Source organism: Natrinema hispanicum (assembly GCF_004217335.1).
Classification (GTDB): domain Archaea; phylum Halobacteriota; class Halobacteria; order Halobacteriales; family Natrialbaceae; genus Natrinema; species Natrinema hispanicum.
The window spans coordinates 940,109-966,345 of sequence record NZ_SHMP01000003.1 but is presented as its reverse complement, the minus strand read 5'-3'; the positions used below and the strand labels follow the sequence as shown (position 1 = coordinate 966,345).

The following is a 26,237-nucleotide window of genomic DNA, read 5'->3' as shown; positions in this document are numbered from 1 at the left end:
CCCGTCGACCCCGACGTATGGGAGACGTTACTGCGACCCTGCACACGAACAAAGGTGACATCGAGGTCGAACTCTACGACGAACGCGCACCGCGCACCGTCGACAACTTCGTCGGCCTCGCGACCGGCGGCAAGACCTGGACCGACCCCGAGACGGGCGAGGAAGTCGAAGGCGAGCCGCTGTACGACGACGTGGCCTTCCACCGCGTCATCGAGGGCTTCATGATCCAGGGCGGCGACCCGACCGAAACCGGCCGCGGCGGCCCCGGCTACCAGTTCGACGACGAGTTCCACGACGAACTGCGCCACGACGACGAGGGCATCCTGAGCATGGCCAACTCCGGGCCCGACACCAACGGCTCGCAGTTCTTCATCACGCTCGACGCCCAGCCCCACCTCGACGGCCGCCACTCCGTCTTCGGCACGGTCACTGATGGGATGGACGTCGTCCACGAGATCGGCAGCGTCGACACCGACGCCAACGACCGTCCGAAAGAGGACGTCGTCCTCGAGTCCGTCTCGGTCAACTACGAGTAACTGCCGAACCCGCTGTTTTATCGCTGGAATACCCGTCGGCAGCCCGTTCAATCCCGCCGAAGCCGCGCACACCGAGAGAGATCGTTGGCACACGCCTTTAGGGCCGCGGTAGCATACCACGCGTATGGACTGGACGACCGACGACATTCCCGACCAGGAGGGCCGCCAAGTCGTCGTCACGGGCGCGAACAGCGGCATCGGCCTCGAGGCGACCCGGGAACTCGCACGCAACGGCGCGACGGTGATTATGGCCTGCCGGAGCACAGAGCGGGGCCAGGATGCGGCGCAGGACGTGCGCGCGGACGTCCCCGACGCCGACCTGCGCGTCGAGGCGTGCGATCTGGGCGATCTCGAGTCGATCCACGCGTTCGCCGACCGACTCGGCGACGCGGCCCTCGATGTCCTGATCAACAACGCGGGCGTCATGGCGATCCCGCGCTCGGAGACCGCGGACGGCTTCGAGACCCAGTTCGGCGTCAACCACCTCAGTCATTTCGCGCTTACCGGGCTGCTGCTCGAGAACCTCCACCCTCACGATGCGTCCGAGTCGCGGATCGTCACCGTCTCGAGTGGCATCCACGAGCGCGGCGAGATCGATTTCGACGAACTCCAGCACGAGGAGTCCTACGACCCGTGGGATGCCTACGCCCAGTCGAAGCTGGCGAACGTACTGTTCGCGTACGAACTCGAGCGCCGGCTGCTGACGGCGGATGCCAACGCAAAGAGCATCGCCGTCCATCCGGGCTATGCGAACACGCAGTTGCAGTTTCGCGGCCCCGAACAGCGCGGCAGCCGCCTGCGAAAAGCCGCGATGTGGGCCATGAACACGGTTCTGGCCCAGCCGGCCGCGATGGGCGCGCTCCCGACGCTGTACGCCGCGACCGCGCCCGAGGCCGAGGGTGGCGCGTACTACGGCCCCGGCGGATTCATGAACATGCGTGGGACGCCCGAACGCCAAGCCTCCTCGGAGCGCTCCTACGACGAGGAGACCGCGCGTCGGTTGTGGGCCGTCTCGAGCGAGCTGACCGGCATCACCTACGACTTACCGGAGCCGAACGCTGAGGTCTCGGCGTAGGTCGTCTCTCTCATTCGGCCCAACCGTAACGCGAAAGGCCACTCGCTCGAACGAGGACACATGAGCGACGACGGTATTCAGCGCGCCAGCGATGTCGGCTCGAGCGACGCACCGCCGGTCGAAGAGAAGCCCTACAAGATCATCTTCGAGGCCAACAAGTGCTTTGGCGCGGGCAAGTGCGCCGAAGTCAGCGACAACTGGGAGATGTCGATCGCCTCGGGTATGGCCCAGCCCGAGGAATACTTCATCAGCGAGGAGGACCTCGAGCACAACGTCCGTGCCGCGGAGGTCTGTCCCGCCAAGAAAGACGACGGGTGTATCCACGTCGTCGACCGCCGCACTGACGAAGAGATCGCCCCCGACCCCCACGGCGACGGCACGCTGAGCGTCGACTGGTGAGCTTCGCCTCGAGCGCACACCGAAACGCACATCCCCACCCCGGGACAACGACTGACTGCCTTCTGTGCGAGGGTAGCCAAGCAGGCCAACGGCGGTGGGCTTAAGACCCGCTCCCGTAGGGGTCCCTGGGTTCAAATCCCAGCCCTCGCATACCGACTCGAACGACAGTGAGAGTCGTGTCTGCGAGACGCAGGATTTGAACGAGAGAAGTCGTGGTTCGGAAGGTGCAAGCGGCACCTTCCGTCATCCCGAGACGGCTCCGCCGTCTCGAACGACAGCGCTCGAGCGACGCGAGAGCGACCGTCTTCGCGTGGTTCAAATCCCAGCCCTCACAATCGGCCTCGAGACCTCTCATACTGTCCAACAGACCTATTTGAAGATCACTCGCTCATACGGTCTGCTGTAACGAGTTACCGGTGCAACCGCAGGACTGTCGCGGTTGCACCGGAACTGACTGACAGGAGCCCGTATCAGGGTCGGCTGTCATCGATAGAGACAGCCAGCTTTCGCGAGCGGCTTCTCACTGACTCCAGTCCGACATCTTGTATCAACTCGGAAGCCGGCCGGCTCGCTCGAGCACAGCGAGGACGACGATCGAGCCGGCAAGACAGAGCGCGGCGGTGGCAAACACCGTGTCATAGGCATAGCCGCGCTCGAGGATCAGCCCGACGAGCCAAGAGCCCAGCGACTGGGTCAGCATCCAGACGGAGCTGAACACGGCGTAGGCGCTGCCCCGGGTCGAGTCGGGGAGCGTATCGAGGAGGTACGTGTCCGCGGCCGGAAACAGCGCGTGGATGATAAAGCCGAGGAGGGCGGTCAGCACGACCAGCGCGAGCAGGCCGTCGACGAGCGTCAGCGCAAGCAGGCACGCGGCGAACGCCCCGACGATGCCGAGCAGATACGGGACGTGCGGGAATCGGTCGGCCAGATCACCGCCGACGTAAAACGCCGGCACGCCGGCGGCGAAGACGAGCGTGAGCATCGTGCCCGCGGTCCGGTCGGAGAGGTCCTTCGATTGCATGTAGAGTTCGTAGAAGTTGAACACGCCCTGCCAGACGAACACCGCCGCGCCGACGAGTGCCAGCGCGGTGACGATGATGCGCCACTCCGAGAGTGCGCCGGCGACGAAATCCCGATCCGCACGTCCCGCCGTCGGCATCTTGGTTCCCTTCGCAGCGAGCCAGGTGTAGGCCGTGCCAAGCGCCGCGCCGGCGGCGATCACCCACAGCGCGAATCGCCAGTCGACGAGCACGGAGAGCGCGACGAACGGCGCGGCGATCACCGCGGCGAGCTGGCTGGCTGCCCCGTGAATCCCCATGACCCGGCCAACGCGGGACGGATAGAGTTCGCTCAGGAGCGGGTTCGCCGAGACGAAGTAGATGCCCGAGGCGACGCCCATGAGGAACGACCCGGCCATGAGATGTGGCACCGTCGTCGCGGTCGCGGCGAACGCCGAGGAGGCTGCGAGCACGACGCCCGAGGCGACGACGACGCGGTGTCGCGGGACCTTGGTGAGCACCCACCCGGTTGGGAGTCGAAGGGACGCGCTGCCGACCCATACCAATGTCGCGATGAGTCCGGCGGTCGCCTCGCCGATCGCGAACTCGGCGATAAACACGTCCAGCAGCGGCGCAAAGACGATTCTGGCGAGGTTGAGGAGAAAGACGAGGCCACAGAGAGACCCGAAGAGGCGAGCGCGGGACACGGACACTGTTGTCGATAGCGGCTCTCAAGCGTTGCGAAACCGACAGTGCGTCACGGACGGCTATCTGCCAGGATCCGGTCGTCTCGAGTGCGACCGCGTCGATAGGCGAAACAGCGCCTACTCGTCGGCCTCGGTGACGTCTTCCGCGCGGAGTTCCGCGCTTGCCTCACGGACCTCGCGCATGACACTCGAGATGCGCTCTTCGGCCTCGAGTTCGTCTTCGACCGAGAGGTCAACGCCCTCGACCTCGAGCAGGAATTTGGCAACCTCGGTGGCCTCGTACATCACGTCGTCGAGTTCTTCGGCGGTGAAGAAATCACACATCGCGCCGTAGAGAAACGTTGCGCCGGCCATCCGAACCTTCTCCTCGAAGGAGGCACGGGCCTGGTTGACCGCCTGTGGCGTGTAGGTGTCGGTCATGAAGGGGACGAGGTCGGGCAGGTTCTCGCCGATCTTGGTCATCTCGACGCCAGTCTCGGTCCGGAAGTCAGAACAGAGTCGGGCGATCGCCCACTCGCGGGCGGTGATGTAGGTGCGATCCCGCAGAAAGTCGTTGACCCGGTCGTACTGTGCGCCGTCCATCTTCTTGAAGCGGGCGTACTTCTGGACGTCGTCAGGCACGTCGTTTTCTTGTGGATCGGGGTCCGGGACGCCCGGCATCGCTGCCTCGTCGGTTGCCCCTGGGCTGTCCGTGTCGGTGGTGCCTGCGTCGTCGGCACCCGATTCCGTATCGCCATCGACTCGAGCGGCGTTCGCTCCGTCCTCGTCCATGTCCGCGTATTCCCAACAATCCGAGATAAGGGTTGTTCTCGAGCGAGTCCGCTCATCGGCCGACAGCAATCTGCGGCCGATCGCGGTCGAAATCGACCCAGCGAGGGATATCACTGGCCGTAAACGGCTCACGTATGAACTCGAGTTCGACCGGATTTAAGGCCGTGTACGGCATTCGGTAGGACATGACACAGACGCCAGTCGTCGTGAAGGCAGTCCGAACGCCGCAGGGGAAAGAAGACGGGGTGTTCGCTGACGTCCGCAGCGAAGACCTCTCGGTCCCGCTGATCGACGAGATTCTCGCGGAAACGGGCCTCTCGAGTGCCGAAATCGACGACCTGATGTGGGGCTGTGCACAGCAACGCGGCGAGCAGGGGAACAACGTCGCTCGCGTCATCGCCTTGCTCTCTGAACTGGGCGAAGACGTTCCCGCGGCGACGATCAACCGGTGGTGTGCCTCCTCGATGCAGGCGATCATCTCGGCGTCCGACGCCATCGCGGCCGGCAACCGCGACGCCATCATCGCTGGCGGCGTCGAGAACATGAGTCGCGTCCCGATGGGCGAGAACATGGGCAGCGTCCACCCGCGGCTGGCCGAACTGTACAACATCGGCGAGCTCCAGATGGGGATGACCGCTGAGAAAGTCGCCGAGGAGTACGGCATCAGCCGCGAGCAACAGGACGAGTACGCCGCCCGCAGCCAACAACGCGCAGTCGACGCCACCGAATCGGGCCGCTTCGACGACGAAATCGTCCCGATCGAGACTGGCGACGACACCGTCACCGAAGACGAGGGGCTCCGGCCCGGTACAACCCCCGAGAAACTCGCCGAGCTGCCGACCGTGTTCAAATCCGATGGCATGGTTACTCCCGGTAACGCCTCCCAGATCTCCGACGGCGCGGCCGCACTGCTCGTCACGAGCGAGGCCTTCGCCGACGAACACGACCTCGAGATCATGGCCGAGGTCGGCATGAACAACGTCGCCGGCGTCGACCCCACCGTGATGGGGATCGGCCCGGTCCCGGCGACGCGGGGCCTGCTCGAGCGAAACGGTCGCGATATCGACGACTACGACCTCGTGGAACTCAACGAAGCCTTCGCCAGTCAGACGGTGTACGCCCGTGACGAACTCGGGATCGACCCCGAGATCTTCAACGTCAACGGCGGCGCGATCGCGATCGGCCACCCGCTGGGAGCTTCGGGTGCCCGCCTGCCGGTCACGCTACTCCACGAACTCGAGAAACGTGGCGGCGGTCTCGGGTTGGCGACGCTGTGTGTCGGCTTTGGACAAGGGGCTGCGATCGAGTTCGAGGTCAACTAAGACGGTTGGTCTGGGATTTTTGGTCCAGATTTTGCGAGTGAGGGGAGCGCGGTTCGGAACGAGCCACGCGAGTGAGAACCGCGGACTGCGAACGGGGAGCGAAGCGACCCGTGAGCAGCCGTCCGCGAGCGAGACAAAAGGTGGTTGCGTCAGGGTGCGGCGATCGAGTTCGAGGTCAACTGAACTGGACAGTGAGGATTCGGTCGATCAGTGAGTAGCAAGCGAAACGACTCCTGTGCAGTGGCGCGCGCCGTGACTCGGTTCGCTGTAATGATCAAGGAAACTTTTGAAAATCAAGGAACTTCTCACACCAGCTCTTTGCGAAACTGACTCGTTGTGTCACTTGATCAAATACGTCCTTGACGAGTTCGTGGAACTCGTCTTCGTTCTCAACGATGATCGGTGCCATCGTCCACTTGAGGTATTTCCAAACCTGTTCGATTGGGTTGAGATGTGGTGATCCTGAAGGAAGGAACACGAGATCGATGCCAAGTTGGTGCGCCCGCTTGCGCGTGTATTCACAGATGTGGGAGCCGTGCTTGTCCAAGACGAGCAGAATCCGCTTGCCGGGATTCTGCTCGCGTACCGCCTCTAACACCTTGCAGATCTGCTCTTTCTCTTCGGTTTCTTTCCACTGGACCACACTGGTGCCGTTCACTGCGTAGAACCCAACCGCCGAGTCTTCTGTCTTCACTAACGGCCGCTCAACGTGTGGATCATCGACGTACCAGACACGTCGTGAATTATCATACGGTTGTGGTTGTGATGCATCGAAAAACCCGAGAACAGTGCCACCATCTGTACAGATATCGTCGTTGACGATCCACCCTTCTTCATCATCTCCTTCACGTTTGTTGTGGGGTTGATCATCTTCGTCGAGCGCGTCGTCGACGCGCTCTTCGAGAATCTCCTCTGGATTCTCCGGTCGCCATGGACGTTTTGGGCGGGGTTTTGCATACGATAAGCCCAATTCACGGAGGAATTTCCCGAGATAGTCCGGGTGATATTCAACGTCGAACTCCTGTTTGAGAAGATGGCGAATCTCCTGTGATTTCCACGGCTGTCCTTCTCGAAGCATCTCAACCAACTGTTCCTGTTCGTCTTCGTCGAGTTTCGGGGGTCGACCGCCCCCGAAACTCGGCATCAATCCTTCGAGCCCACCTTCGTTCCAAGCATCCGCCCAGCGACCGCCGGTCGCTGCCGACCTGCCCTCACGGTCGGCAGCTTCCGCAATCGAATCGCCATAATAGAGGTTCTTCAGAAAACCCAACCGCTCTTTCCGGCGATCGTCTTTAGCCTCGCGGAGGAGTTCATCAATTTCCTCTTCTGAAAGATGATATTTGATCTCCTTCCGACGATCTTCACCCATCACCTGGTGAGCGAACGTGGCCAACAAAAGTTTTCACGATCATTACAGCGAACCGAGGCTCAAAAGCGTGCGAGGGATGAGCGAGGGAACGGAGTGACCGAGCGAATCGGCTGGGGAGGATGTGGTGATTCCGTGCCGCCAGGATTGCAGGACCGTCGTCCGCTGGTATGATCTGTCGTTCTCGCGACAGAAGGCCACCTCGAGTCCCATGACCGACCACACGAATCAAAGACCGGTGATCGGAATCGAGCAACCGGCGATTTAGGTAGCTCGAGCGCGTCAGCACGCGTATGGAACGGCTGTTGCTGGCGATACTCGTGGGGATTCCGCTCGTCTGGCATCTGGGCCTGACCGGCGTCGCCTACTACGATGCCGGACGGGTCGGGCTCGAGCCACCGAAAAAGTGGGCTGCACTGACGTTTTTCGTTCCGGTGATCGGCTTTTTCATCTACCTCTTCGAGCGCAGCGAGCTGTCCTACGACCCCGAAACGGACCCCTATCGGGGAAACAACGTCAACATCCACCCGTCGCGGGCCGATGACACCACGCTGCCGTCTCGCGGTGACAACCGGCTCACGGCGGACGACCTCGAGGACGACAGCGACGACGCTGGGCGCGGGAAGTGACAGAACGCAACGATTCGCGTCGGGTCGCTGAGATCAGTCGTCGGCGACGATGTCCGTACTCCCCTCGAGTGCCGCATCGGGGACCGTCCCGTCGTCGTTCCAGCCGCGTTCGTCGTAGTACGCCTCGAGTCCCTGCTCGAAGTCCGGTATCTCGTAGGGCACCGTGTCGTCCTCGCGGTCGAAGCCGCGCTGGTTGTTGAAGTGGCGCTCGAGCGAGACGATCTCGCTGCCGATCGCGAGCAACTCGTCGTAGTCGGCGTCGAGTAACGTCTCGAGGCGGGCTTCGGTGATGAAATCCCGCGAGAACTTACAGAGGACGGCACTGTCTTTGATCACGTTGATGTTCTCGAGTTCGACGATTTTCGGCGGTTTCCCCTCGAGTCCGGCTTTGTCGAAGGCGTCGTCGGCGTCGACCAGCGGGTACTCGTAGGGGTAGAACTCGGCGTACATGTGGTCGGCACCGCGATTCGAGGTTGCAAAGGCAAGTCCCTGGCCGTTCAGCGTGCGGCCGTCGTGGGCGGGGAACTCCATGCCCTTGGCGGTCCAATTCTCGACGCCTAACTCGTCGTGAATCCGATCGATACCCTCTGCGAGCAGGTCGCCGACGCCCTCGCGGTAGGCGATCCGCTCGACGAGGTCGTGGATCAACGCGGCGTTGCCGAACTCGTCCTTGCTCGCGAGGTAGGCCGCGACGGTGTCGCCCGCAGAAATCGTGTCGAGCCCGAGTTCGTCACACAGCTTGTTCGATTGCATCACGTCGACGATATCGTCGACGCCCGAGTTGGGGCCGAAGGCCATCAGCGTCTCGTACTCGGGGCCCTCGGTCTCGAGGCCCGACTCCTCGTCTCTGGTCGGCAGTTTGCAGGCAAAGGCACACGACGAACAGGTGCCTTTCTTGTACTTTTTCTCCTCGACGCGGTCGCCGCTGACGCCCTCGATTCCCTCGAAAGAAAGCTCCGAAAAGTATCGGGTCGGCAGGGCTTCGACCATGTTCGCATACTCCGTGACCGACGTGGTTCCCTGGGCTTTCATCGGGTTCTCGGACTGGGCGGCTTCGCCGTGGATCTCCATCTGCAGCGCCGGAAGCTCGATCTCGCGGGTCGAGTCGCCATCGAACGTGATCGCCTTGACGCCTTTCGCGCCCAGCACCGCGCCGAGCCCACCGCGACCGAACGCGCGCTCTTCGGAGGTCATGATCGAGGCGAACCGAACCTCGTTTTCGCCGGCCGGGCCGATGACGACGGTGTGCTCCGAGCCGAGGCCGTGTTCGTCTTCGATGTACGCACAGGTCTCGGGGACGGTCGCCTCGGCGAGCTCGGGGACCGGTTCGAACTCGACACGTGGGCGAGACGCCGTCTCGCTGCCCGACGAGTGTGACTCGTCGACCTCGTCTCTGACGTGGACGATCACGAGCTCATCGCTCGCACCAGTAATCTCGACGGCGCTGTAGCCCGTCCCGGTGAAGTTCCGCGAGAGGAAGCCACCGGCGTTCGATGAGAGCAGCCCGTCGGTCAGCGGCGAGACGCCGGTCGCCGACATTCGGCCGGTAAAGCTCATCGTCGAGTGCTGGAGTGGCCCCGTCGCGAAGTAGAGTCGATTGTCCGGCCCCAGTGGATCGGCGTCGAACGGGATCCGATCGTGGGCGAGTCGCGTCCCGAGTGCCCGGCCGCCGATCGAGGACTCGAGGATGTCGTCGATCGAGACGGACTCAGCCGTGCGTTCGCCCACGTCGATCGAACACAATGGGCCCCGTGAGTGGTTCATACTACCACACTGATGGATACGGGTGCAAAACGGTGTCGGTTGGACGGATCTCAGCCCTGTGTTCTGTCTCGAGTCCGGTTAGACGGGTTTGCCACACCGCTCGATGGCCTCGCGGACCGCGTCGGTCCTGCCAATAAGCGTGATGTGATCGCCTTTCTGCAGTTCGACCTCGGCTGACGGGACCTCGTTGGTCCCGTTCCGACTCACAAGCGCAATGAGAACGCCGCTTGGGAGTTCGTCACCGACGTCGACGACCCGTTTTCCGACGAGGTTCTCGTCAGTGACTTCGATCTCCTGAACGTCGCCCGACCGGCCGAGTTCGGACATCCAGTTCGAGAGCGCGGGGCGTTCGATCACGTTGTCGATCGCCCACGCGGTCGACTCGGCAGCCGAGATCGTCTCGACGTCGAGCTCTTCGAAGGCGTCGACGTTCGAGGGGTTGTTCGCCCGGGCGATGACCGTCTCGACATCGAACTTCGACCGGGCGAGCTGTGCCACGAGGAGGTTGACGTCGTCGTTACCGGTCGCTGCGATGACGGTGCGTGCGTTCTCCGCACCTGCCCCCTGCAACACGTCGATGTCGGTCCCGTCGCCCTCGCGAGCAGTAAAGCCGTCGTTGCGAAGTTCTTTGAGGGTCGACCGATCGTCTTCGATCAAGACCACGTTTTCACCGCGCGCTTCGAGCCGTTCTGCCAGCGAGCGACCGACACGGCCGCCGCCGATGATGAGTACACGCATTGGTATCACGTCGAGTTGTTCTGCGATCTGTCTGGCAAACCCGCCCTCCAAGACGACCGTCACGAGGATAACGAGAAAGACCGTCCCGACGAGCAGATCCGCGCCGGCCGGGTTCGTCGGTGCCTCGGCCGTCTGCAGGCGGATCGCAAACAGCGTCGCGACCGAGGCTGGAATGATCCCGCGTGGGCCGACAAAGCTCATAAACAGCGTCTCGCGGAACGTAAACCGGTCGCCGCGAGTCGACAGGAAGACCAGCAGCGGTCGCAAGACGAACATCACGGCGACGACGACGGCCACACCGCCGAGTCCGAGCGCGAACAGCTGCTCGAACTCGAGCAACGCCGCGAGCGTAATGAAGACAAACGAAAGGACGAGCAAGGTGATGTCGCCTTTGAACGCCGCGATATCCTCCTCGTACGGAAGATCGGCATTGCCGAGGATCAACCCAGCCGTCGCTGCGGCCGCGACGCCCGCCTCGGAGAAGACGTAGTCGGCCGCGCCGAAGGCGACGATCGCCCCCGCAAGCGTGAGCAATCGCGCGTTCTGTGGCGCATTGTCCGGCGAGAGATCGACGTACTGCAACAGCGCCCAGACGATCGTCGCGACGACGACGCCGACGAGCAGGCCCGTTCCAAGTCGCTCGGCGAACAACTGGAGGTAGACATCGGGGGTTAGCTCCCGGACGGTCATCGCCTTGAACAGCACGACCGCCAGGATCGCCGCCGTCACGTCGTTGACGATCCCCTCCGTCTCGAGGGTCGCTGCGACCCGATCGCGGACGGGAACGACTTTCAGGATCGGCGTGACGACCGTCGGCCCGGTCGCGACCAAGAGCGCGCCGATCAACAGTGCGATATCCCACTGGGCCTCGAGGAAAAAGCGAACCGAGGCGGCGGTCCCCACAAGCGCGATCGCCGCGCCGATCGTCGTTAGCCGCAACACGGCTGCTGGTGCTTTCCTGATCTTGCTGATCTTGAGGTGGAACGCACCCTCGAAGACGATGATCGCGACGCTCAGTCCGACGATCGTCGAGAGCCCGCTGCCCCCGCCGAACGACTCGACCGACAGGACGCCGAGCCCCTCCGGACCGATGGCGACGCCAGCGACGATGAGAAAGAGGACGCTCGGAACTCGAAACTTCGCCGAGAGGAGCTGTGAAACGACGCCGAGCCCGACGATGACGGCGACGAGGACGAGCAGATTACCGCCACCAGCCGCGCTCATGGCTTCAGCTCCCGGGCTGCGGCCAGTCGGGAAACCGATACAGCAGCGCTATCCATTCGTTTCAACGAAGACACTCGAATAGGATAACTCCTGTGAGATACGTCGAGACACGGGTATGGCGAGACAGTCGCCGAGTGCTAGACGACACCAGATCGCACGACAGCAGCCGGTCACGCACTCGCGTACAGTCGGTCGATTCGGTCCTCGAACCGGTCCATAATGACTCGGCGTTTCTTTTTCATCGTCGGCGTGAGCATGTCGTTTTCCTCGGTGAATTCCCGGGGGACGAGTTCGAACCGTTTGATCGTCTCGTGTGGCTGGAACTCCGTGTTGATCCGATCGACCTCTCGTTGGACGTACGCGCGAACGTGCTCGTCGTCACACAGTGGCTGTGACTCGTCGGGCAAGTCGATCCCCTCCGCCTCGGCCCACGACCGAATGTGTGCCTCGTTCGGCACCAGCAACGCCCCGACGAACTTTTCGCCGTCGCCGACGACCATCGCCTGGTCGACGACCTCACTGGCGGCGAAGGCGTCCTCGAGCGGCCCAGGAGCGACGTTTTTCCCCGTCGAGAGAACGATGAGCTGTTTGAGTCGATCGCGAAACTCGAGGTAGCCGTCGGGACGGATATGGATGATGTCGCCGGTTCGGAACCATCGGCCAGCCGGCGCATCGTCCGCCTCCCCAGCCGGTTGGGCTTCTTTCGAGAGAGAGTCGCTTGAGCGGTCCGGTGGCTCGGATTCCGTGCGACTCTCGAGAGCGTCGTCCGTAAACGCACGCCGTGTCGCTGCGGGGTCGTTCCAGTAGCCCTGCGTGACGTTTGGCCCGCACACGAGGAGTTCGCCGACTGCGCCGGGATCGTCCGCAAACGCCGCCTGATCGACGACGGTCTCGTCGACGCGCACTTCGACGTTCGACAGCGGCGGCCCGATCGTCCCAATTGTTACGGCGTCCGGTGGGTTCGTCGAGACGACCGGCGCGGTCTCGGTCAGGCCGTAGCCCTCGTAGATTGGCAGCCCCATCGCGTGATAGAGCCGACAGAGCTCCGCCGAGAGGCTGCCGCCGCCGCTGATCAGCAACTCGAGGTTGCCGCCGAGTGCCTCCCGGACCGACGAGAAGACCAGTTTGTCGGCAATCGCCTGTTTGGCACTCAGAAGCAGTCCCGGTGAGTCGGCCTGCTGGTACGCGACGCCGACGTCGGTCGCACACTCGAACAGGCGCGCTGTGACGCTCGAGTCGCTCGCCTCCTCGCGAATCGTGTCGTAGATCGTCTCGTAGACACGTGGAACGCTGGTCGCCATCGACGGTTCGACAGCGCTGAAATCCTCCTGGAGCGTGTCCGGACGCTCCGCGTAGGCGACACAGGCCCCGCTTGCAAACGGCACAAAGTGGCCGGCGGTCCGCTCGAAAACGTGTGCCAGCGGGAGGTACGACACGGCCACCGACTCCTCGTCGAGCGTCGGCACGTCGTCGGCTTTGTCCGGTCGTGGCCCGAAGCGTTTCCGAACGCCGTTGACGTTCGACCGGAAGTTCCCGTGGGTCAGTTGAACGCCCTTGGGCTGGCCTGTCGTCCCGCTGGTGTAGATCAGACTTGCCAGATCGTCGAGGTCCGTCTCCGCGAGGCGTGTCTCGTAGGCTTCGCGATCGAAGCTCTCCTCGCCGCGGTCGTAGACCTCCCCGAGCGTCAGAATATCGTCACGGTCGTCGTAGCCCTCGAGGGCGTCGATCGAGACGAGAAACTCGAGATCGAGGTCGTCCTCGACGGCGAGGACTCGCTCGAGCAGGGCTTCGTTCTCGACGATGACGCCGTCGGCGTCGGGGTCGTCGAGCCGGTAGTGAACCTGCTCTGGCGAGGACCCCGTGTAGACGGTCGTGACGACCGCACCGGCCGACAGCAGGGCGAAATCCGTCTGCGCCCACTCCATGCGCGTCGCAGAGAAGATGGCGATCCGATCGCCGCGCTCAACGCCGAGCGTGTGAAAGCCGGCCGAGAGCCGGCGGACGATCGTGCGCATCTCGGCGTACGAGATCGGTCGGAACTCGCCGGGTGTCGCAGCGGGCAACGCCGACTCGGTCAGCGATCGCTCGTAGACACCGCCTTTGTACTGCTGTGCCGGCCGGTTCGCATTGCGCGCGGCGGCGTCTTCGAACAGTTGCCCGAGTGGGGTGTCCCCGATGACCGCGTCCACGTACTCTCGTTCGGCGTCCCGCCAGCCCATACCGCGTGAGAATGTCAGCCATGGAGATAAAACGTGATGAAACCGTTAGCAGGTGTTGACACGTTTATTCCCCGCTCGGCAGGAATCGATTCGACTGTGTCACTCGAGACGGTGCCACTCACCCACTGCGGCGACGATCATTCCCGGTGCGCGAGATAGCCCAGGACGCCGCGGGTGTTCAGCTTCGCCTCCTCGCTGGCTTTCTCCTCGCCCCAGACGTCGGCCATATCGGTCGTCGCGGCGAAATGCTCGATGACCGCCTCGTCGTCCTCGAGTTCGTCTCGTTTCTGTGCGACCGCGTCGACCCACTCCTCGAGGACGGTCGCGTACTCCTCGAGGGCCGTCTCGACGTCGTCGCCGACGAATCGGGGACCGAAGTGGGGATAGCAGAGCACATCGGGATCGAGCGCCTCGAGCGTCTCGAGGTCTGCAAGACACTGCTCGAAGTCGAAGTTCGAGGGTGGCGATGTCACCCGGATTTCTTCGATTTCGGGGACCCAGATCCCGGCGGCGTCGGCGACGAAAACCGCGTTGTTTTGGGGATCTTCGAAGACCACCTGATGTGGCGCGTGGCCCGGTGCTCCGTGGACGCGTAGCTCGTGGGTTCCGAGATCGATGCTGTCGCCATCCTCGATTTCGACGATCCGCGCTTCCGGAATGGGCTCGGGTTCGACGTAATATTGCCACTGCTGGCCGACGGCTGCTTTCGTCCCCGCGACCAGCCGTGAGGGGTCGACCATGTGGTCGGTGCCGATCGGGTGGACGTAGACGTCGGCGTCCGGATAGTCGGCGGCGAGAAAGCCTGCGCCGCCGGCATGGTCGAGATGGATGTGGGTGAGTGCGATGACCTCGAGGTCGTCCTCGTCGATGCCGACCTCGGCCAGTGCCTCGCGGACCAGCTCGTAGTTGGTGCCGATGCCGGTGTCGACGACGGCAGGGCGGTCGTCGTCGATGATGTAAACGGCCCCGTACTCGTTCGTGTCGTACATCCCCGTATCGAGATAATAGAGATCCGAACAGTCTCCAGTCGTGACCTCGCGGACGTCTCCGACTTCCATACCGGGTAGCCTGTCGTCACGTAGCATAAAAGCTCGCGTCGCGGCTAATCGGCGGTCGGATTTCATACGATACCTATCAGTCAGTGACTGCAACCGGTCTCATACGGTCTACTGTAAATCATTACCGGTGCAACCGCGACCGCCCTGCGGTTGCACCGGTACATCGTTACAGCAAACCGTATCAGTCGTCGTCGATCGAGTCCTTCCATTCGCCGATCCCGGACGGATCGAGGTGAACGTGTGCATCACCGACGTCGTCGATCCCGCTCAACCGAGTGACCAGCTCCGATTCGACGTCGTGAGCCTCTCGGAAGGGAATGTCGCCGTCGACCTCGGCGTGGACTTCGACCTCGAGGACGGTCCCATCGTAGAAGACGGTCAGGTCGTGGATGCCCTGGACGGCCGGGTGACACCGCAGGGTATGGGTGATCTCCGCGCGCTTTTCGGGACAGGGGGCAGCGCCGATAAGATACTCGACGTTTTCTTTGCCGATCTCGACGCCCTGATAGACGACCAGCAGACTGACCAGTCCGCCGGCGAGAGGGTCGAGCAGCGGGACACCGACCAGTACGCCGAGCACGCCGACGATCGCGGCGATCGACGTATAGATGTCGTTCAGACAGTCCACCGCGAGCGCGGTGAGCGCGGTCGACTCCAGCCGCTCGTTGACTCGGACGGTGTAGCGGTAGACGAGATACATATCCACGATCGATAGCACGAGCGCCGCGAGCAACAACGGACTGAACTCGACGCCGGTTCCGGAGATGATCCCCTCGAGCGATCGGTAGAGGAGATTGAGGCCGAGGAGTGCGATGACGGCACCGACGAACAGCGCCGTCAGCGGTTCGATTCGATCGTGCCCGTGTGGGTGCGTCTCGTCGGGTTCGTCGAACGCGCTTCGTCCCCAGACGAGCACGACGACGCTGGCGACGAGATCGGCCACTGAGTGAGCTGCGTCCGCCAGCAAGGCAACGCTGCCAAAGGCATAACCCGCCGCCCCCTCGGCGACGATCTTGGCGACGTTCCCGAGGACGTTCACCCACGACGCTCGCGCGAACCCGCTTCGCCCGCCGTCGGTGGTACCGTCTTCGGCCATAGCTCGGTTTAGAGGCAGTCTAACCTTGGCTTTTTTCGTTCCGGTTTTCGAACTGGTCGGGACCCGCCGGCTGGCTTTCGGAATCCTCATTGAGGGGCAACAAAGAGAGACGAGACAACTGGGCGATGGGGCCCGCCTGACCCAACTGCCGGGCGATACGTGACGGTTCGTGTCTGGCGTCGCTGCCAGCACACGCCGAGCGACGGTCGGCTGACGGTCCCTGCCACACACCTCGCTATGGCAGCCGATCATCCCCTCGTTCGACTCGAGACGCTCGCACTGATCGCCGTCGGCGGCTTCGCCGGCTCGAACCTCCGGCTGTTCGCGATGGATCTGTTCGCGGACGTGCCGTCGATCGTCCTCGTCAACGCCGTCGGAAGTGCGGTGCTTGGCTTTCTGGTCTACGAAGCCGAGTATACGGGTCACATCGGCTCACGGACGCGGACCGTCTTCGCGACCGGCTTTCTCTCCTCGCTGACGACCTACAGCACGTTCGCACTTCAGACCGCGTTCGCGGCGGGCCCGCTCGCGATCGGCGGAATCGTCGCCGCCAACTACGGGCTCGGATTCGCCGGGGTCCTCGCGGGACGCGCGCTCGCCCGCCGACTCGAGACGCCACAACCGACCGGCGGTGAGACCGCATGAGCGCGAGTCCGCCGATCGTTGCGGACGCACTCGCCGGCAGCCTCGTCACCGTCGATCCCGATCCGGCTCATATCGTCGGCACCGGCGGGGCGATCGGTGCGCTGTTGCGCTACTGGGTCGGCCAGCAGGTCTCGAGTCGCGTCCCGAGTAGCCAATTCCCGCTGTCGACGGTCGCCGTCAACGTCATTGGCAGTTTCGCCCTCGGACTCGTGGTGCTCGCGGGCGCAGGCGAGTCGACACTGCAACTGGTCGGCACCGGAATCTGTGGCTCGTTTACGACCTTTTCGTCGTTTTCGGTCGAAACCGTCCGACTGTACGAGCGCGGCGACCGCGCCCGCGCGATCGCCAACGCCGTCGCCAATCTGGCGTGTTCGCTCGCGGCGATCGGACTTGCCTGGGCGCTTGTCGCTGTGACTCCTCTGTGATACGGTCTACTGTAAGTCATTGCCGGTGCAACCGCGACCGCCCTGCGGTTGCACCGGTAACTCGTTACAGTAAACCGTATGAGGACGCGTCGCCGCTCGCGTGCGTCAAAACACGTTCGCGTTCGTTCAGGACCGATAGCAACCCGCACGGGCTCGAGCGGTTTACTCGCGTTCGACCCGCGGTAGGTTTATGTTCGGACTACGTCATTCGCCGCTATGGAGGGTCGCCAATCCGCGTGGCGTATCTACCGCGAGTCGCTGCCGATCCTCGTGGTCAGTCTCGCCGGCGGCATCTTCGCGGGATCGGTGCTCGGTTCCGAGGGGATGACTGAAGGGTTCGAGCGCTTTCCCGGCATGCTGTTGTTGCTGCCCGCGTTCCTCGCGACCCGCGGGAACGTCTACGGCGCACTGGGCGCGCGGATCTCGAGTGGCCTCCATCAGGGGATGATCGACCCCGAATTCTCGTGGGATCGACGGCTGGTCAACGCCGTCGCCGCCTCCTTTATTAACGGAATCGGTGTTTCGGTATTCATCGCCGTCCTTTCATGGGGGCTCTTACAGGTGTTGGGGCGAGAATCGGCACGGCTCATCGAACTCGTTTCGATCATGGTCGTTTCGGGGGTGTTCACGTCGACGACGCTGATTTTCGGCTTGCTGGCGCTGGTGTTTGCAAGCTACGAGTACGGCCTCGATCCGGACAACCTGATCGGCCCGATCGTCACCACGCTCGGCGATTTCTTCGGCGTCGTCTTCCTCTTTATCGCACTCACGTTCGCCGAGGTGATCTTCTGATGGCGGCCGCCGACGCTGATGACGCACTCGATACCTGGACGATCAGCCACATCGTCGGGACGATGTTCCCCATTCTGATCGGGCTCTCCGTTCTCGAGATGGGATCGGGCTACGTCCTCGAGGAACTCCAGGAAACCTACCTCGGGAATCCGACCCTGCTGGTGCTCGTCCCCGTGATGATCGGGATGGGCGGGAATCTCGGTGCGATCCTCTCCTCGCGGCTCTCGACGCGGCTTCACCTGGGCGTCCTCGAGTTCGACGTTCGCGACGAGGTGCTGTGGACGAACGTAATCGCGATTCTGGGGCTGGCGGCGACGGTCTTTTCAGCGCTTGGCGTCGCCGCCTGGGTTGTCGGCCAGCTCATCGCCGAGCCGATGGCACTCGGCGAGTTGTTGCTCATCTCGATCAGTAGCGGCATGTCCCTGGCGGTGATCGCGATCGGATTGAGTCTCGCTGCGACCTACGTCTCCTACACGCGGGGCCTCGATCCTGACGACACCACGATTCCGGTGGTCACGAACCTCTGTGATATCCTCGGCGTGGTCGTCCTCTCGGGCGTCGCGATCATCGTGCTGAACTGAACCGTGAATGGCCGAGCGATCACAGCCACGCTCGAGTGTCGAGACCGTGGCGAAGACGGCTGCTGTGCTAGGAAGTGAGAATACGCGAGAACGGACGACTTCCCGTCATAGCTCTATCTTGTGACTAGAGGTACTTAAATGGCGACCGGGGCCCGAATCAACGTTACGCGGTCGCGAGTTCGCGGAAGTCGGCTGCGGCCGTTCGGGTCCCCTTCGAGATCAGCACGTCGCCGCCGCGTAACTCGGCGTCGGCGTCGGCGACCAGCAGCCACCCCTCGCCGGGTCGGCGGATGGCGATCACCGACATCATCGAGTCGGCATCGGGCACGCCGGCGGTCACTGCAGTGTCGTCGAGGTCGCTGTCCGGATCGACCACGACGCGGGTGATGATCTCGTCGCTCTCCTGAACGGCCAGTTGCACGACTGGGTGGACGTCGATATCTCGCAGGACACCCTCGCTGATCTCGATCGCGCTGTCGCTGATCCGCTCCGTCGAGTTGCCAAGCTGAATCAGCCCCCGCAAGACGACCGGATCGCTCGCGTCGGCGGCCGCCCGAAGCGTCCAGGCCTCGAACCGCGACTGCATCGCGTCGACTTCGACCTCGAGATTACGGACCTCCTCGGCGAGTTCCTCGCTGTCGAACAGCACGCTGCTGTAAGCCAGGTCGACCGCCAGCTCCGAGAAGTCTTTCATGTGAATGATCGTATCGACGGCCCGCTCGAGATCGTCGATATCGGGAGCCTCGACGGTCGGTGCCTCGTAGCCCTCGCCGGTCAACGTCTCGTAAACGTCGCCGATTGACGAGTCAGGGCCGCGTAACAACGCCACGTCGTCGGCCTCGACGCGCGTGTTCGGCCCTGGATTGAGTAGCCAGTCCGTGCCACGCCGAAGCGCGATCGCGCGGACGCCCGTCTCGGACTCGAGGTCGATGTCCTTGAGCGTCCGACCTGTATACGGCGAGTTCGGGTCGACGACGCCACGGACCAGCGTCCCCGCCGCCTCCGGCAGCGCCGCCCGCATTGCCTCGGGCAGCCCCATGTCCTCGAGGACGATTTTGGCAATATCGCCAGCGGCGTCGCTGATCCCGTCGGCCGCGCCTACGATCCCCAACACGGGAGCGAGCTGTTCGGCATCGGCCGGCTTCCGTGCAGCCATCAGGAGGCTCATCCGCGCGCGTAGCTCGAGGACGTCCATGCGCTCTTCGAGTCGGAGGACCTCGGTGGCGAGTTCCTCGCTCCGGTGGAGGACCGCCGAGTACGAGAGGTCGATCAACAGCTCGGCAGTGTCTTTCATCTCCACGAGTACGTCTTTGACGCTGACGGGCTCGTACTCGACCGACGCTGACGTCGTCTCGCCCTCGAGCGGGTCCATGTCTCGAGAGTCGGCCCGCCGACGAAAAAAACGTTTCCCGCCACCGTCGCAGGCGCTCGGAAGACACAGCCTTCCGACACGGTTTTGCCCGGGCACAAAGAACGCACTGGCAAGACCAATGCTCGACCGGACCTATATACGCGAGAACACGGAGGAGGTGCGCGACGCCCTCGAGAACCGCGGGGCCGACGTCGATCTCGACGAGTTCCTCGAACTCGACGAACGCTGGCGCGAGCTGAAAGCACGCGGCGACGACCTGCGCCACGAGCGCAACCAGATCACGAAAAAGATCGGCAAACTCGTCGCTGACGGTAAAGACGAGGAGCGCGAGGAAGCCATCAAGCGCTCGCGGGAACTCAAAGCCGAGATCGAAGAAGTCGAGGAAGAAGGCGTCGAACTCGAGGACGAACTCCGAGAACGCATCCTCGAGATTCCACAGGTCCCCGACGAGAGCGTCCCGCTGGGACTTGACGAGCGTCACAACGTCGAGGACCGTCGCTGGGGCTTCGACGACTTGCGTGACCTGCCCGACGAGGTCACCCCACACTACGACCTCGGCGAGGATCTGGACATCATCGACGAGGAACGCGCCGCCAAGACGACCGGCTCGGGCTTTTACTTCCTCAAAGGCGAGGGCGCGCAACTGGAACACGCCCTGATCCAGTTCATGATGGACATCCACCGCGAGCAGGGCTACGTCGACGTCTTCCCGCCAGTTCCGGTCAAGAGCACCTCGATGCGCGGCACCGGCCAACTGCCGAAGTTCGCCGACGACGCCTATCGGCTGGGCGGCAGCAACGAGGAAGAATACGACGACGAGGACCTCTGGCTCTGTCCCACCGCGGAGGTGCCGGTCACCAATATGTACGCCAACGAGATCCTCCTGGACGACGATCTCCCGCTGAAACACCAGGCGTACACGCCTAACTTCCGGCGCGAGGCCGGCGAACACGGCACCGAAACCCGTGGCATCGTCCGCGTCCACCAGTTCAACAAGGTCGAACTCGTCAACTTCGTCGAACCCGAGGACAGCTACGACCGCCTCGAGGAACTGCTCGGCGAGGCTGAAGAGGTCCTCAAACGCCTCGGGCTTCCCTACCGCATTCTCGAGCTCTGTACCGGCGATCTGACATTCGCCTCCGCGAAAACCTACGACATCGAGGTCTGGGCCCCCGGCGACGACATGGACGACGGCCCCGAACAGGGCGGGCGCTGGCTCGAGGTCTCCTCGGCGTCGAACTTCGAGGACTTCCAGGCACGACGGGCCGGCCTGCGCTACCGACCCGAGCGCCACGAATCGGCCGAGTATCTGCACACCCTGAACGCCTCGGGGCTGGCGATTCCGCGGGTGATGGTGGCGATCCTCGAGTACTACCAGAACGAGGACGGCACGGTGACCATCCCCGAGCCCCTGCAGCCGTATATGGGTGGCAAAGAAGTCATCGAGGGCCACGAGAAGGTCGGCGAGTCGGCACTCGGTGCGGGCGAGCGCGAGTAACCGCTCGATCCCCCTCGTCAGCGAGCGGTAGCCTCTTGTGGAAGCGATATTTTCTCGCCGCTGCCAAAACGCACAGGGATTGACAGGGCTAGCACTCGCAGCGGGTCTGAAGACGAGTTTAACAGAGACATTCTCGCCTGCAGAATGCTGTCGCTCGAGGCCCAGCGTCGAAAGAAAACGGCAATAACAGCAGAGTGACGGGCTGGTGCCCGTCGGAGTAGCCGGATTAGATGTAGTCGATGCTTGGCGGCAGTTCGAGCTTCATACCCTTGCGCTCGCGGATCTCCATGATCTTCTCGCGCTGGAGGGAGTCGGACATGAACTCGAAGCCGGCGTTTTCGGTGTTCCAGGAGGCACGACCCTCGGTCGCAGAGCGGATGTCGCTCGCGAAGCCGATCATCTCGTCGACAGGTGCGATACCCTCGACGACCATGAGGTCACCTTCCTGGTACATGTCGTCGACGCGGCCACGGCGGCCCTGAATCTCGCCGGAAGCAGCGCCCATGTGGTCGTTCGGCACGTCGATACGAACGTCCTGCATCGGCTCCATCATCTTGATCTGGCCGTCGATCAGCGACTTGTGGACAGCCTCGCGGGTTGCGGGGATGACCTGTGCGGGACCACGGTGGATGGTGTCCTCGTGGAGCTTGGCGTCGTGCAGACGGATGAGCGTTCCCTGAACCGGCTCGTTGGCGAGCGGGCCGTTGTCGAGGGCTTCCTCGAGTCCCTCGATGAACAGCTCCATCGTCTCGTTCAGGTGCTGGATACCTTTCGTCTGGTCGAGCAGGATGTTCGTGCCGTGGATGTGCTCGACGACTTGGGAGTCCTCTTTGTCCATGCCGGCTTCCTGGAGCGATTCACGGCGCTCGAGTTCGGGCATGTTCATCGACGCCTCTCCCATCCGGATCGTCTCGACGATCTCCTCGCTGAGCGGCTCGGCGGAGATGTAGAAGCGGTTGTGACGGTTTGGCGAGATGCCTTCGACCTCATCGCTTGCACGGTCGATGGCCTCGCGGTAGACGACGATCGGCTCACCGGTGTTGACCGGGATGCCCTGGTTCTTCTCGATACGCTGGGTGATGACCTCGAGGTGGAGTTCACCCTGCCCGGAGATCAGGTGCTCGCCAGTGTCCTCGTTGATCGTAATCTGGATCGTTGGGTCCTCTTTCGAGACCTGTCGGAGCGTCTCGATGAGTTTGGGGAGGTCGTCCATCGTCTGGGCCTCCACGCTCTTCGTGATGACCGGCTCCGAGATGTGTTCGATCGACTCGAAGGGCGTCATCTCGACGCTCGAGACGGTCGAACCGGCGATCGCGTCACGCAGGCCGGTGACGGCCGCGATGTTCCCTGCAGGAACGTGATCGACTTCCTCGCGTTCGCCACCCATGTAGATGCCAACGCTCTGGACGCGGTTCTTGCCCGCGGTGCCCGAGACGTACAGCTCCTGACCCTTCTCGAGGGAGCCCGAGAAGACACGACCGGAAGCGACTTCGCCAGCGTGTGGGTCCATCGCGATGTCGGTGACCATGAAGACGACGTCGCCGTTCTCGTCGACGAGACGCATCTCCTCGGCAAGGTCGGATTCGTCGTCACCACGCCAGATGCGTGGGATACGGCGGGGCTGAGCGTCGACAGGGTTCGGGAAGTGCTCACAGACCATGTCGAGGACGACGTCCGACAGGGGCGTCCGCTCGTGGAGTTCCTGGCGCTTGTCGGCGCGCTCGAGTTCCATGATCTCGCCGAAGTCCATGCCGGTACGCTGCATCGAGGGCATCGAGACACCCCACTTGTACAGCGCGGACCCGAAGCCGACGGTACCGTCTTCGACGGAGACGGTCCAGTCGTCGATGTCGTCCATGTCCTCGGTCATCCCACGGATGAGTTCGTTGACGTCCTGGATGACGGCGAGGAGTCGTTTCTGCATCTCTTCGGGACCTTCCTGCAGCTCGGAGATGAGGCGGTCGACCTTGTTGATGAACAGGGTCGGCTTGACACCCTCACGAAGCGCCTGACGGAGCACCGTCTCGGTCTGGGGCATCGCCCCTTCGACGGCGTCGACAACGACGAGCGCACCGTCGACGGCACGCATCGCACGCGTCACGTCGCCACCGAAGTCAACGTGGCCCGGCGTGTCGATAAGGTTGATGAGGTGGTTCGTGCCCTCATACTCGTGGGTCATCGACACGTTTGCTGCGTCGATGGTGATCCCACGTTCCTGTTCGTCTTCTTCCGTGTCCATCGCGAGTTGTTCGCCGGCAGTCTCGTCGGAGATCATGCCGGCACCAGCGAGGAGGTTGTCAGAAAGCGTCGTTTTGCCGTGGTCGACGTGAGCGGCGATGGCGATGTTCCGGATGTTCTCCGGTTCGTCCATCAGCCGTTCACACTCTTGGACGATCTTTTTGCGTCGGCCCATATACACCCTGTTACCGCCAGCGGGGTCAAAAGGGTAGTGTTTCGTCGCCGCCGAAATCCGTCGTATTTCACGGTTCGAGCGCCGGAATGTCCAATTTGCGTGAGTGAATGCCACGCAGTTTGAGGGTGAACGGCGGTCGGGCGTACTGGAGTGGACACTGCATCCGTCGCGGCCCAGGTCATTCCCGTTCGAAACGTGACGGGAGCCGTCACTGTAATAGCGCTGGATCCCTTGGTACGTACAAGCATGGATATACGTGTCCAGGGGGCTGGCCCGACCGCGCCGTTTCTCAGTGCCCAAGATCTCTTCGAGACCGAACACGATCTCTCGCTGCCGGTTTACGTTCACCTCCGGGACGATCCCGACGAACGGACCTGGGCTGCCCACTACGACGACCGCCACGTGCTCAACATCTCACAACAGGCTGCCTCGTCGGCGATGGCCCGCGAACTCGCCCTCCACGAGTTCGCCCACATGGTCCGCCACGAACAACAACATCCGTCTCACACCCAGTCAACCGAGGAAGTCCTCTATCTTGCACTGGCCGGCAAACGCGTCGAGCGGCGCAAGCTCTCACACTGTTACCAGATCGCAAACCACATGAAAGATATCTACGCCGACGACATCACGCTCTCGGTCGGCCCCGGCGAGAAACTGCTCTCCTTTCTCGAGTCGAGTCTCGCCGCAGCAGTCGTCGACCGACCCGAGACGCCACCACGGCCCGGTCTCGAGCGACTCTCACCGAGCGCCGATCCCGAGATTACAGCGGTCAACGCAGCCTTCGCACTCGCACTTGCGGAACGACACGACCTCGTCGATGACGAACACCGACTCTACGATCTCGCGCACGTGGCCGCAATGGACGCACCAGAAGTCGATTTCCAGGAGTTCAAACGGCGCTTTCGGGAACTCGCACAAGAGCCAGACACGAGTACCTACCGACAGGTGCTCGTCGACGCGACGCGATCGTACACCAGCAGCGAGCGTCTTGCCGCGGACTGATACGGGCTGCTGTCAGTCAGTGCCGGTGGGACCGCAGGATGGCCACATATACATGGTAACTAGTGACAGGAAACGGATGGGGTCGTGTATCGACTGGATGGGGCAGCACCGATGGCGCTGATAGCTCGGGGTGGCACTGAAAATTCCCGGAGTAACCGCGATGAGAACACTTCGAGAGACAGCACAATGAGAACACCGTCGAAAACGAACTCGACGGATCGCGTTAGCGTGCGGCTGCCGCGACGCGCTCTTTTTCTTCTTTCTGGCTCACCGCGTAGGTCTGGACGTCGTAGTTGGCCGCGCCGATAAGCTGGCTGGCGATGGCCTCTTCGACGGGCGTCGCCGTCTTGAACGAGTCGTTGTAGACACCCTCGGAGAGGAACTTCAGGGCCTGGTCGACACGACGCTGGGGAGCGACGTCAACGGCCTTCGGGACCGAGATCCCACCGTATTTCAGGCGGACGGTCTCCTCTCGCGGGGCCGCGTTCTCGACGGCCGTCACGAGCACCTGAATCGGGTTGTCCTCGGTGCGCTCGTGAATGAGCTCGAACGCATCACGGACGTAGTTGAGCGTCTGCTGTTTCTTGCCCGTGTTCTCTTCAGTCTGCATCAAGCGGTTGATGAAGCGCTCGACGATCGAGATTTCGGATTTCTTGAACTGCTTGCTGGCGTGGCGACCCGCGGTGTGAGCGACGGGCGAAACCGTGATGTAGCGCTCGGTCGAGGGGTCGGCGTACTCGATTTCGCCGATTTCCCACTCGCCGAAGAGCTTCGCCGAGACGTCTGCGCCGCCGGCCGGCGCGTCTGGGTCCGGTTGATCTTCTGCCGCCATGATTATCGCACCGGTTTCTCCGCGTTTCCGCGAACGAGTTCCTTCAGCGCGACGCCGTTGACCTTGTCAACCTTGTAGTTGACGCCCGAGAGGTCACCCATCGCACGACCCTTTGCCCCACCGATACCGGCGATGGTGACTTCGTCGTGTTCGTCGATGAACGAAATTGCGCCGTCACCGGGACAGAACGCGGTGACCTGCTTGCCGTTTTTGATCAGCTGGACTCGGACGCACTTTCGGATCGCCGAGTTCGGCTGTTTTGCCTCGATGCCGACCTTTTCGAGTACGATACCGCGAGCCTGGGGCGCTCCCTCGAGGGGATCGGACTTCTCGCGAAGTCCACGGGCGCGGCGCGCGTAGTCAGAGTCGGACCACCGCTGGTTCTGGCGGTCCTTCTTGAGCTTGCGCGCGGCATATTTGCCGTTTGCCATAGTACCCGTCGCTATCCGTTGAAGCCACTTAAGCGACCCGTTTCGAATCAGCGAGACGGCTCGAGATCGCTTTAGATACATCGCTCGCCGAATCTGCGGCCGTTTCGACGACTCGAGTTACGGGCGGAGCACGGGTTAGCGACGCTCGGCAGGCGAGAGGTTTCCGAACGCCGAGTGCTCGATCGACGGTTCGCTCCGTGTCATGAGCATCTCCGGGAGCCAACCGACCGAGAAGTGAAAGAGCGGCTCGACCAGAAGTACCGCGCTGGATACGAACGGGAACGGCCGATCGCCGAGTTGCTTTGTTTTGCGTATCGACATAAAAATCAGGTTTGTGGTTAATA

Annotated in this window: 24 protein-coding genes and 1 tRNA gene; 12 read left to right on the top strand and 13 right to left on the bottom strand. The window is 62.9% G+C overall.

Annotation, left to right across the window (positions count from 1 at the left end):
* Positions 1–17 precede the first annotated feature (17 nt).
* The 4 genes from BDK88_RS05590 to BDK88_RS05575 all read left to right on the top strand — a co-directional run bounded on the left by BDK88_RS05590 (position 18) and on the right by BDK88_RS05575 (position 2,160).
* Positions 18–536, top strand: coding sequence for a peptidylprolyl isomerase (locus tag BDK88_RS05590; RefSeq protein ID WP_130499525.1), 519 nt, complete (start codon positions 18–20; stop codon positions 534–536).
* A 124-nt stretch (positions 537–660) separates the two neighbouring features.
* Complete coding sequence (locus BDK88_RS05585) at positions 661–1,611, top strand: oxidoreductase (RefSeq protein WP_130499524.1); 951 nt, start codon at positions 661–663, stop codon at positions 1,609–1,611.
* Positions 1,612–1,671: 60 nt separating this feature from the next.
* On the top strand, positions 1,672–2,010 hold the full coding sequence (locus BDK88_RS05580) for a ferredoxin (protein WP_130499523.1): 339 nt from the start codon (positions 1,672–1,674) through the stop codon (positions 2,008–2,010).
* A gap of 66 nt (positions 2,011–2,076) precedes the next feature.
* Positions 2,077–2,160 (top strand) — tRNA-Leu (locus BDK88_RS05575).
* A 397-nt stretch (positions 2,161–2,557) separates the two neighbouring features.
* Here BDK88_RS05575 and BDK88_RS05570 read toward each other — a convergent pair.
* Positions 2,558–3,715 (bottom strand): MFS transporter, encoded by a 1,158-nt coding sequence (locus BDK88_RS05570; protein WP_130499522.1) that lies wholly within the window; start codon positions 3,713–3,715, stop codon positions 2,558–2,560.
* Positions 3,716–3,832: 117 nt separating this feature from the next.
* Positions 3,833–4,486: a DUF5806 family protein gene (locus BDK88_RS05565; RefSeq protein WP_130499521.1), complete on the bottom strand. Its 654-nt coding sequence runs from the start codon at positions 4,484–4,486 to the stop codon at positions 3,833–3,835.
* 185 nt (positions 4,487–4,671) lie between these two features.
* On the opposite strand from BDK88_RS05565, the gene BDK88_RS05560 reads away from it, so the two are divergent.
* Entirely contained in the window at positions 4,672–5,808 is a 1,137-nt protein-coding gene (locus BDK88_RS05560) for a thiolase family protein (RefSeq protein WP_130499520.1), read from the top strand.
* 274 nt (positions 5,809–6,082) lie between these two features.
* Here BDK88_RS05560 and BDK88_RS05555 read toward each other — a convergent pair whose 3' ends face one another.
* Positions 6,083–7,177, bottom strand: coding sequence for an IS630 family transposase (locus BDK88_RS05555; protein WP_130499519.1), 1,095 nt, complete (start codon positions 7,175–7,177; stop codon positions 6,083–6,085).
* 290 nt (positions 7,178–7,467) lie between these two features.
* Here BDK88_RS05555 and BDK88_RS05550 point away from each other — a divergent pair, with 290 nt between their 5' ends.
* A complete protein-coding gene (locus BDK88_RS05550) occupies positions 7,468–7,803 on the top strand; it encodes a hypothetical protein (protein WP_130499518.1) in 336 nt (111 codons plus the stop codon).
* 33 nt (positions 7,804–7,836) lie between these two features.
* Here the strand turns inward: BDK88_RS05550 and BDK88_RS05545 are convergent, their stop codons facing one another.
* The 5 genes from BDK88_RS05545 to BDK88_RS05525 all read right to left on the bottom strand — a co-directional run bounded on the left by BDK88_RS05545 (position 7,837) and on the right by BDK88_RS05525 (position 15,902).
* Positions 7,837–9,567 (bottom strand): aldehyde ferredoxin oxidoreductase family protein, encoded by a 1,731-nt coding sequence (locus BDK88_RS05545; RefSeq protein ID WP_130499517.1) that lies wholly within the window; start codon positions 9,565–9,567, stop codon positions 7,837–7,839.
* A gap of 78 nt (positions 9,568–9,645) precedes the next feature.
* Complete coding sequence (locus tag BDK88_RS05540; protein ID WP_130499516.1) at positions 9,646–11,529, bottom strand: cation:proton antiporter domain-containing protein; 1,884 nt, start codon at positions 11,527–11,529, stop codon at positions 9,646–9,648.
* Positions 11,530–11,699: 170 nt separating this feature from the next.
* The gene (locus BDK88_RS05535; RefSeq protein ID WP_130499515.1) at positions 11,700–13,748 is read right to left on the bottom strand and encodes an AMP-dependent synthetase/ligase; all 2,049 of its coding nucleotides are present in this window, start codon (positions 13,746–13,748) and stop codon (positions 11,700–11,702) included.
* Positions 13,749–13,885: 137 nt separating this feature from the next.
* The gene (locus BDK88_RS05530; RefSeq protein WP_130499514.1) at positions 13,886–14,806 is read right to left on the bottom strand and encodes an MBL fold metallo-hydrolase; all 921 of its coding nucleotides are present in this window, start codon (positions 14,804–14,806) and stop codon (positions 13,886–13,888) included.
* Between the two features lie 181 nt (positions 14,807–14,987).
* Positions 14,988–15,902 carry a cation diffusion facilitator family transporter gene (locus tag BDK88_RS05525; RefSeq protein ID WP_130499513.1) on the bottom strand — a complete coding sequence of 305 codons (915 nt, stop codon included), beginning with the start codon at positions 15,900–15,902 and terminating at the stop codon, positions 14,988–14,990.
* A gap of 237 nt (positions 15,903–16,139) precedes the next feature.
* Between BDK88_RS05525 and BDK88_RS05520 the strand changes: the two genes are divergently transcribed.
* From BDK88_RS05520 to BDK88_RS05505, 4 genes are all read left to right on the top strand, one after another.
* Positions 16,140–16,547, top strand: a complete 408-nt coding sequence (locus BDK88_RS05520; protein WP_130499512.1) for a CrcB family protein — start codon at positions 16,140–16,142, stop codon at positions 16,545–16,547.
* Positions 16,544–16,972, top strand: a complete 429-nt coding sequence (gene crcB, locus BDK88_RS05515; RefSeq protein ID WP_130499511.1) for a fluoride efflux transporter CrcB — start codon at positions 16,544–16,546, stop codon at positions 16,970–16,972. Before BDK88_RS05520 ends, crcB begins: the two co-directional genes overlap by 4 nt.
* 216 nt (positions 16,973–17,188) lie before the next feature.
* Complete coding sequence (locus BDK88_RS05510) at positions 17,189–17,764, top strand: magnesium transporter (protein ID WP_130499510.1); 576 nt, start codon at positions 17,189–17,191, stop codon at positions 17,762–17,764.
* Positions 17,764–18,345 (top strand): magnesium transporter, encoded by a 582-nt coding sequence (locus BDK88_RS05505; protein ID WP_130499509.1) that lies wholly within the window; start codon positions 17,764–17,766, stop codon positions 18,343–18,345. The genes BDK88_RS05510 and BDK88_RS05505 overlap by 1 nt, the downstream gene beginning before the upstream one ends.
* 163 nt (positions 18,346–18,508) lie before the next feature.
* Here the strand turns inward: BDK88_RS05505 and BDK88_RS05500 are convergent, their stop codons facing one another.
* Positions 18,509–19,717, bottom strand: coding sequence for a potassium channel family protein (locus BDK88_RS05500; RefSeq protein ID WP_130499508.1), 1,209 nt, complete (start codon positions 19,715–19,717; stop codon positions 18,509–18,511).
* Positions 19,718–19,835: 118 nt separating this feature from the next.
* On the opposite strand from BDK88_RS05500, the gene serS reads away from it, so the two are divergent.
* Positions 19,836–21,215, top strand: a complete 1,380-nt coding sequence (serS, locus tag BDK88_RS05495; RefSeq protein ID WP_130499507.1) for a serine--tRNA ligase — start codon at positions 19,836–19,838, stop codon at positions 21,213–21,215.
* A gap of 226 nt (positions 21,216–21,441) precedes the next feature.
* Here serS and BDK88_RS05490 read toward each other — a convergent pair whose 3' ends face one another.
* Positions 21,442–23,628, bottom strand: coding sequence for an elongation factor EF-2 (locus tag BDK88_RS05490; protein WP_130499506.1), 2,187 nt, complete (start codon positions 23,626–23,628; stop codon positions 21,442–21,444).
* A 246-nt stretch (positions 23,629–23,874) separates the two neighbouring features.
* Between BDK88_RS05490 and BDK88_RS05485 the strand changes: the two genes are divergently transcribed.
* Entirely contained in the window at positions 23,875–24,630 is a 756-nt protein-coding gene (locus BDK88_RS05485; protein ID WP_130499505.1) for a DUF5781 family protein, read from the top strand.
* 223 nt (positions 24,631–24,853) lie between these two features.
* On the opposite strand, the gene BDK88_RS05480 is transcribed toward BDK88_RS05485, so the two are convergent.
* The 3 genes from BDK88_RS05480 to BDK88_RS05470 form a co-directional block, all read right to left on the bottom strand.
* Positions 24,854–25,462, bottom strand: coding sequence for a 30S ribosomal protein S7 (locus tag BDK88_RS05480; protein ID WP_008008721.1), 609 nt, complete (start codon positions 25,460–25,462; stop codon positions 24,854–24,856).
* 2 nt (positions 25,463–25,464) lie between these two features.
* Positions 25,465–25,893, bottom strand: a complete 429-nt coding sequence (locus BDK88_RS05475) for a 30S ribosomal protein S12 (RefSeq protein ID WP_004267302.1) — start codon at positions 25,891–25,893, stop codon at positions 25,465–25,467.
* Positions 25,894–26,028: 135 nt separating this feature from the next.
* Entirely contained in the window at positions 26,029–26,214 is a 186-nt protein-coding gene (locus BDK88_RS05470) for a hypothetical protein (protein ID WP_130499504.1), read from the bottom strand.
* Between the last annotated feature and the right edge of the window lie 23 nt (positions 26,215–26,237).

Excerpts from the sequence above, each read along its gene's own strand:
- serS (WP_130499507.1), top strand. The coding sequence starts at position 19,836 with ATGCTCGACCGGACCTATATACGCGAGAACACGGAGGAGGTGCGCGAC.
- BDK88_RS05565 (WP_130499521.1), bottom strand. The coding sequence starts at position 4,486 with ATGGACGAGGACGGAGCGAACGCCGCTCGAGTCGATGGCGATACGGAA.
- BDK88_RS05510 (WP_130499510.1), top strand. The coding sequence starts at position 17,189 with ATGGAGGGTCGCCAATCCGCGTGGCGTATCTACCGCGAGTCGCTGCCG.
- BDK88_RS05475 (WP_004267302.1), bottom strand. The coding sequence starts at position 25,893 with ATGGCAAACGGCAAATATGCCGCGCGCAAGCTCAAGAAGGACCGCCAG.
- BDK88_RS05470 (WP_130499504.1), bottom strand. The coding sequence starts at position 26,214 with ATGTCGATACGCAAAACAAAGCAACTCGGCGATCGGCCGTTCCCGTTC.
- BDK88_RS05485 (WP_130499505.1), top strand. The coding sequence starts at position 23,875 with ATGGATATACGTGTCCAGGGGGCTGGCCCGACCGCGCCGTTTCTCAGT.
- BDK88_RS05490 (WP_130499506.1), bottom strand. The coding sequence starts at position 23,628 with ATGGGCCGACGCAAAAAGATCGTCCAAGAGTGTGAACGGCTGATGGAC.
- BDK88_RS05555 (WP_130499519.1), bottom strand. The coding sequence starts at position 7,177 with ATGGGTGAAGATCGTCGGAAGGAGATCAAATATCATCTTTCAGAAGAG.
- BDK88_RS05505 (WP_130499509.1), top strand. The coding sequence starts at position 17,764 with ATGGCGGCCGCCGACGCTGATGACGCACTCGATACCTGGACGATCAGC.
- BDK88_RS05585 (WP_130499524.1), top strand. The coding sequence starts at position 661 with ATGGACTGGACGACCGACGACATTCCCGACCAGGAGGGCCGCCAAGTC.
- BDK88_RS05535 (WP_130499515.1), bottom strand. The coding sequence starts at position 13,748 with ATGGGCTGGCGGGACGCCGAACGAGAGTACGTGGACGCGGTCATCGGG.
- BDK88_RS05545 (WP_130499517.1), bottom strand. The coding sequence starts at position 9,567 with ATGAACCACTCACGGGGCCCATTGTGTTCGATCGACGTGGGCGAACGC.
- BDK88_RS05550 (WP_130499518.1), top strand. The coding sequence starts at position 7,468 with ATGGAACGGCTGTTGCTGGCGATACTCGTGGGGATTCCGCTCGTCTGG.
- BDK88_RS05525 (WP_130499513.1), bottom strand. The coding sequence starts at position 15,902 with ATGGCCGAAGACGGTACCACCGACGGCGGGCGAAGCGGGTTCGCGCGA.
- BDK88_RS05560 (WP_130499520.1), top strand. The coding sequence starts at position 4,672 with ATGACACAGACGCCAGTCGTCGTGAAGGCAGTCCGAACGCCGCAGGGG.
- BDK88_RS05520 (WP_130499512.1), top strand. The coding sequence starts at position 16,140 with ATGGCAGCCGATCATCCCCTCGTTCGACTCGAGACGCTCGCACTGATC.
- BDK88_RS05590 (WP_130499525.1), top strand. The coding sequence starts at position 18 with ATGGGAGACGTTACTGCGACCCTGCACACGAACAAAGGTGACATCGAG.
- BDK88_RS05480 (WP_008008721.1), bottom strand. The coding sequence starts at position 25,462 with ATGGCGGCAGAAGATCAACCGGACCCAGACGCGCCGGCCGGCGGCGCA.
- BDK88_RS05580 (WP_130499523.1), top strand. The coding sequence starts at position 1,672 with ATGAGCGACGACGGTATTCAGCGCGCCAGCGATGTCGGCTCGAGCGAC.
- BDK88_RS05500 (WP_130499508.1), bottom strand. The coding sequence starts at position 19,717 with ATGGACCCGCTCGAGGGCGAGACGACGTCAGCGTCGGTCGAGTACGAG.
- crcB (WP_130499511.1), top strand. The coding sequence starts at position 16,544 with ATGAGCGCGAGTCCGCCGATCGTTGCGGACGCACTCGCCGGCAGCCTC.
- BDK88_RS05540 (WP_130499516.1), bottom strand. The coding sequence starts at position 11,529 with ATGAGCGCGGCTGGTGGCGGTAATCTGCTCGTCCTCGTCGCCGTCATC.
- BDK88_RS05530 (WP_130499514.1), bottom strand. The coding sequence starts at position 14,806 with ATGGAAGTCGGAGACGTCCGCGAGGTCACGACTGGAGACTGTTCGGAT.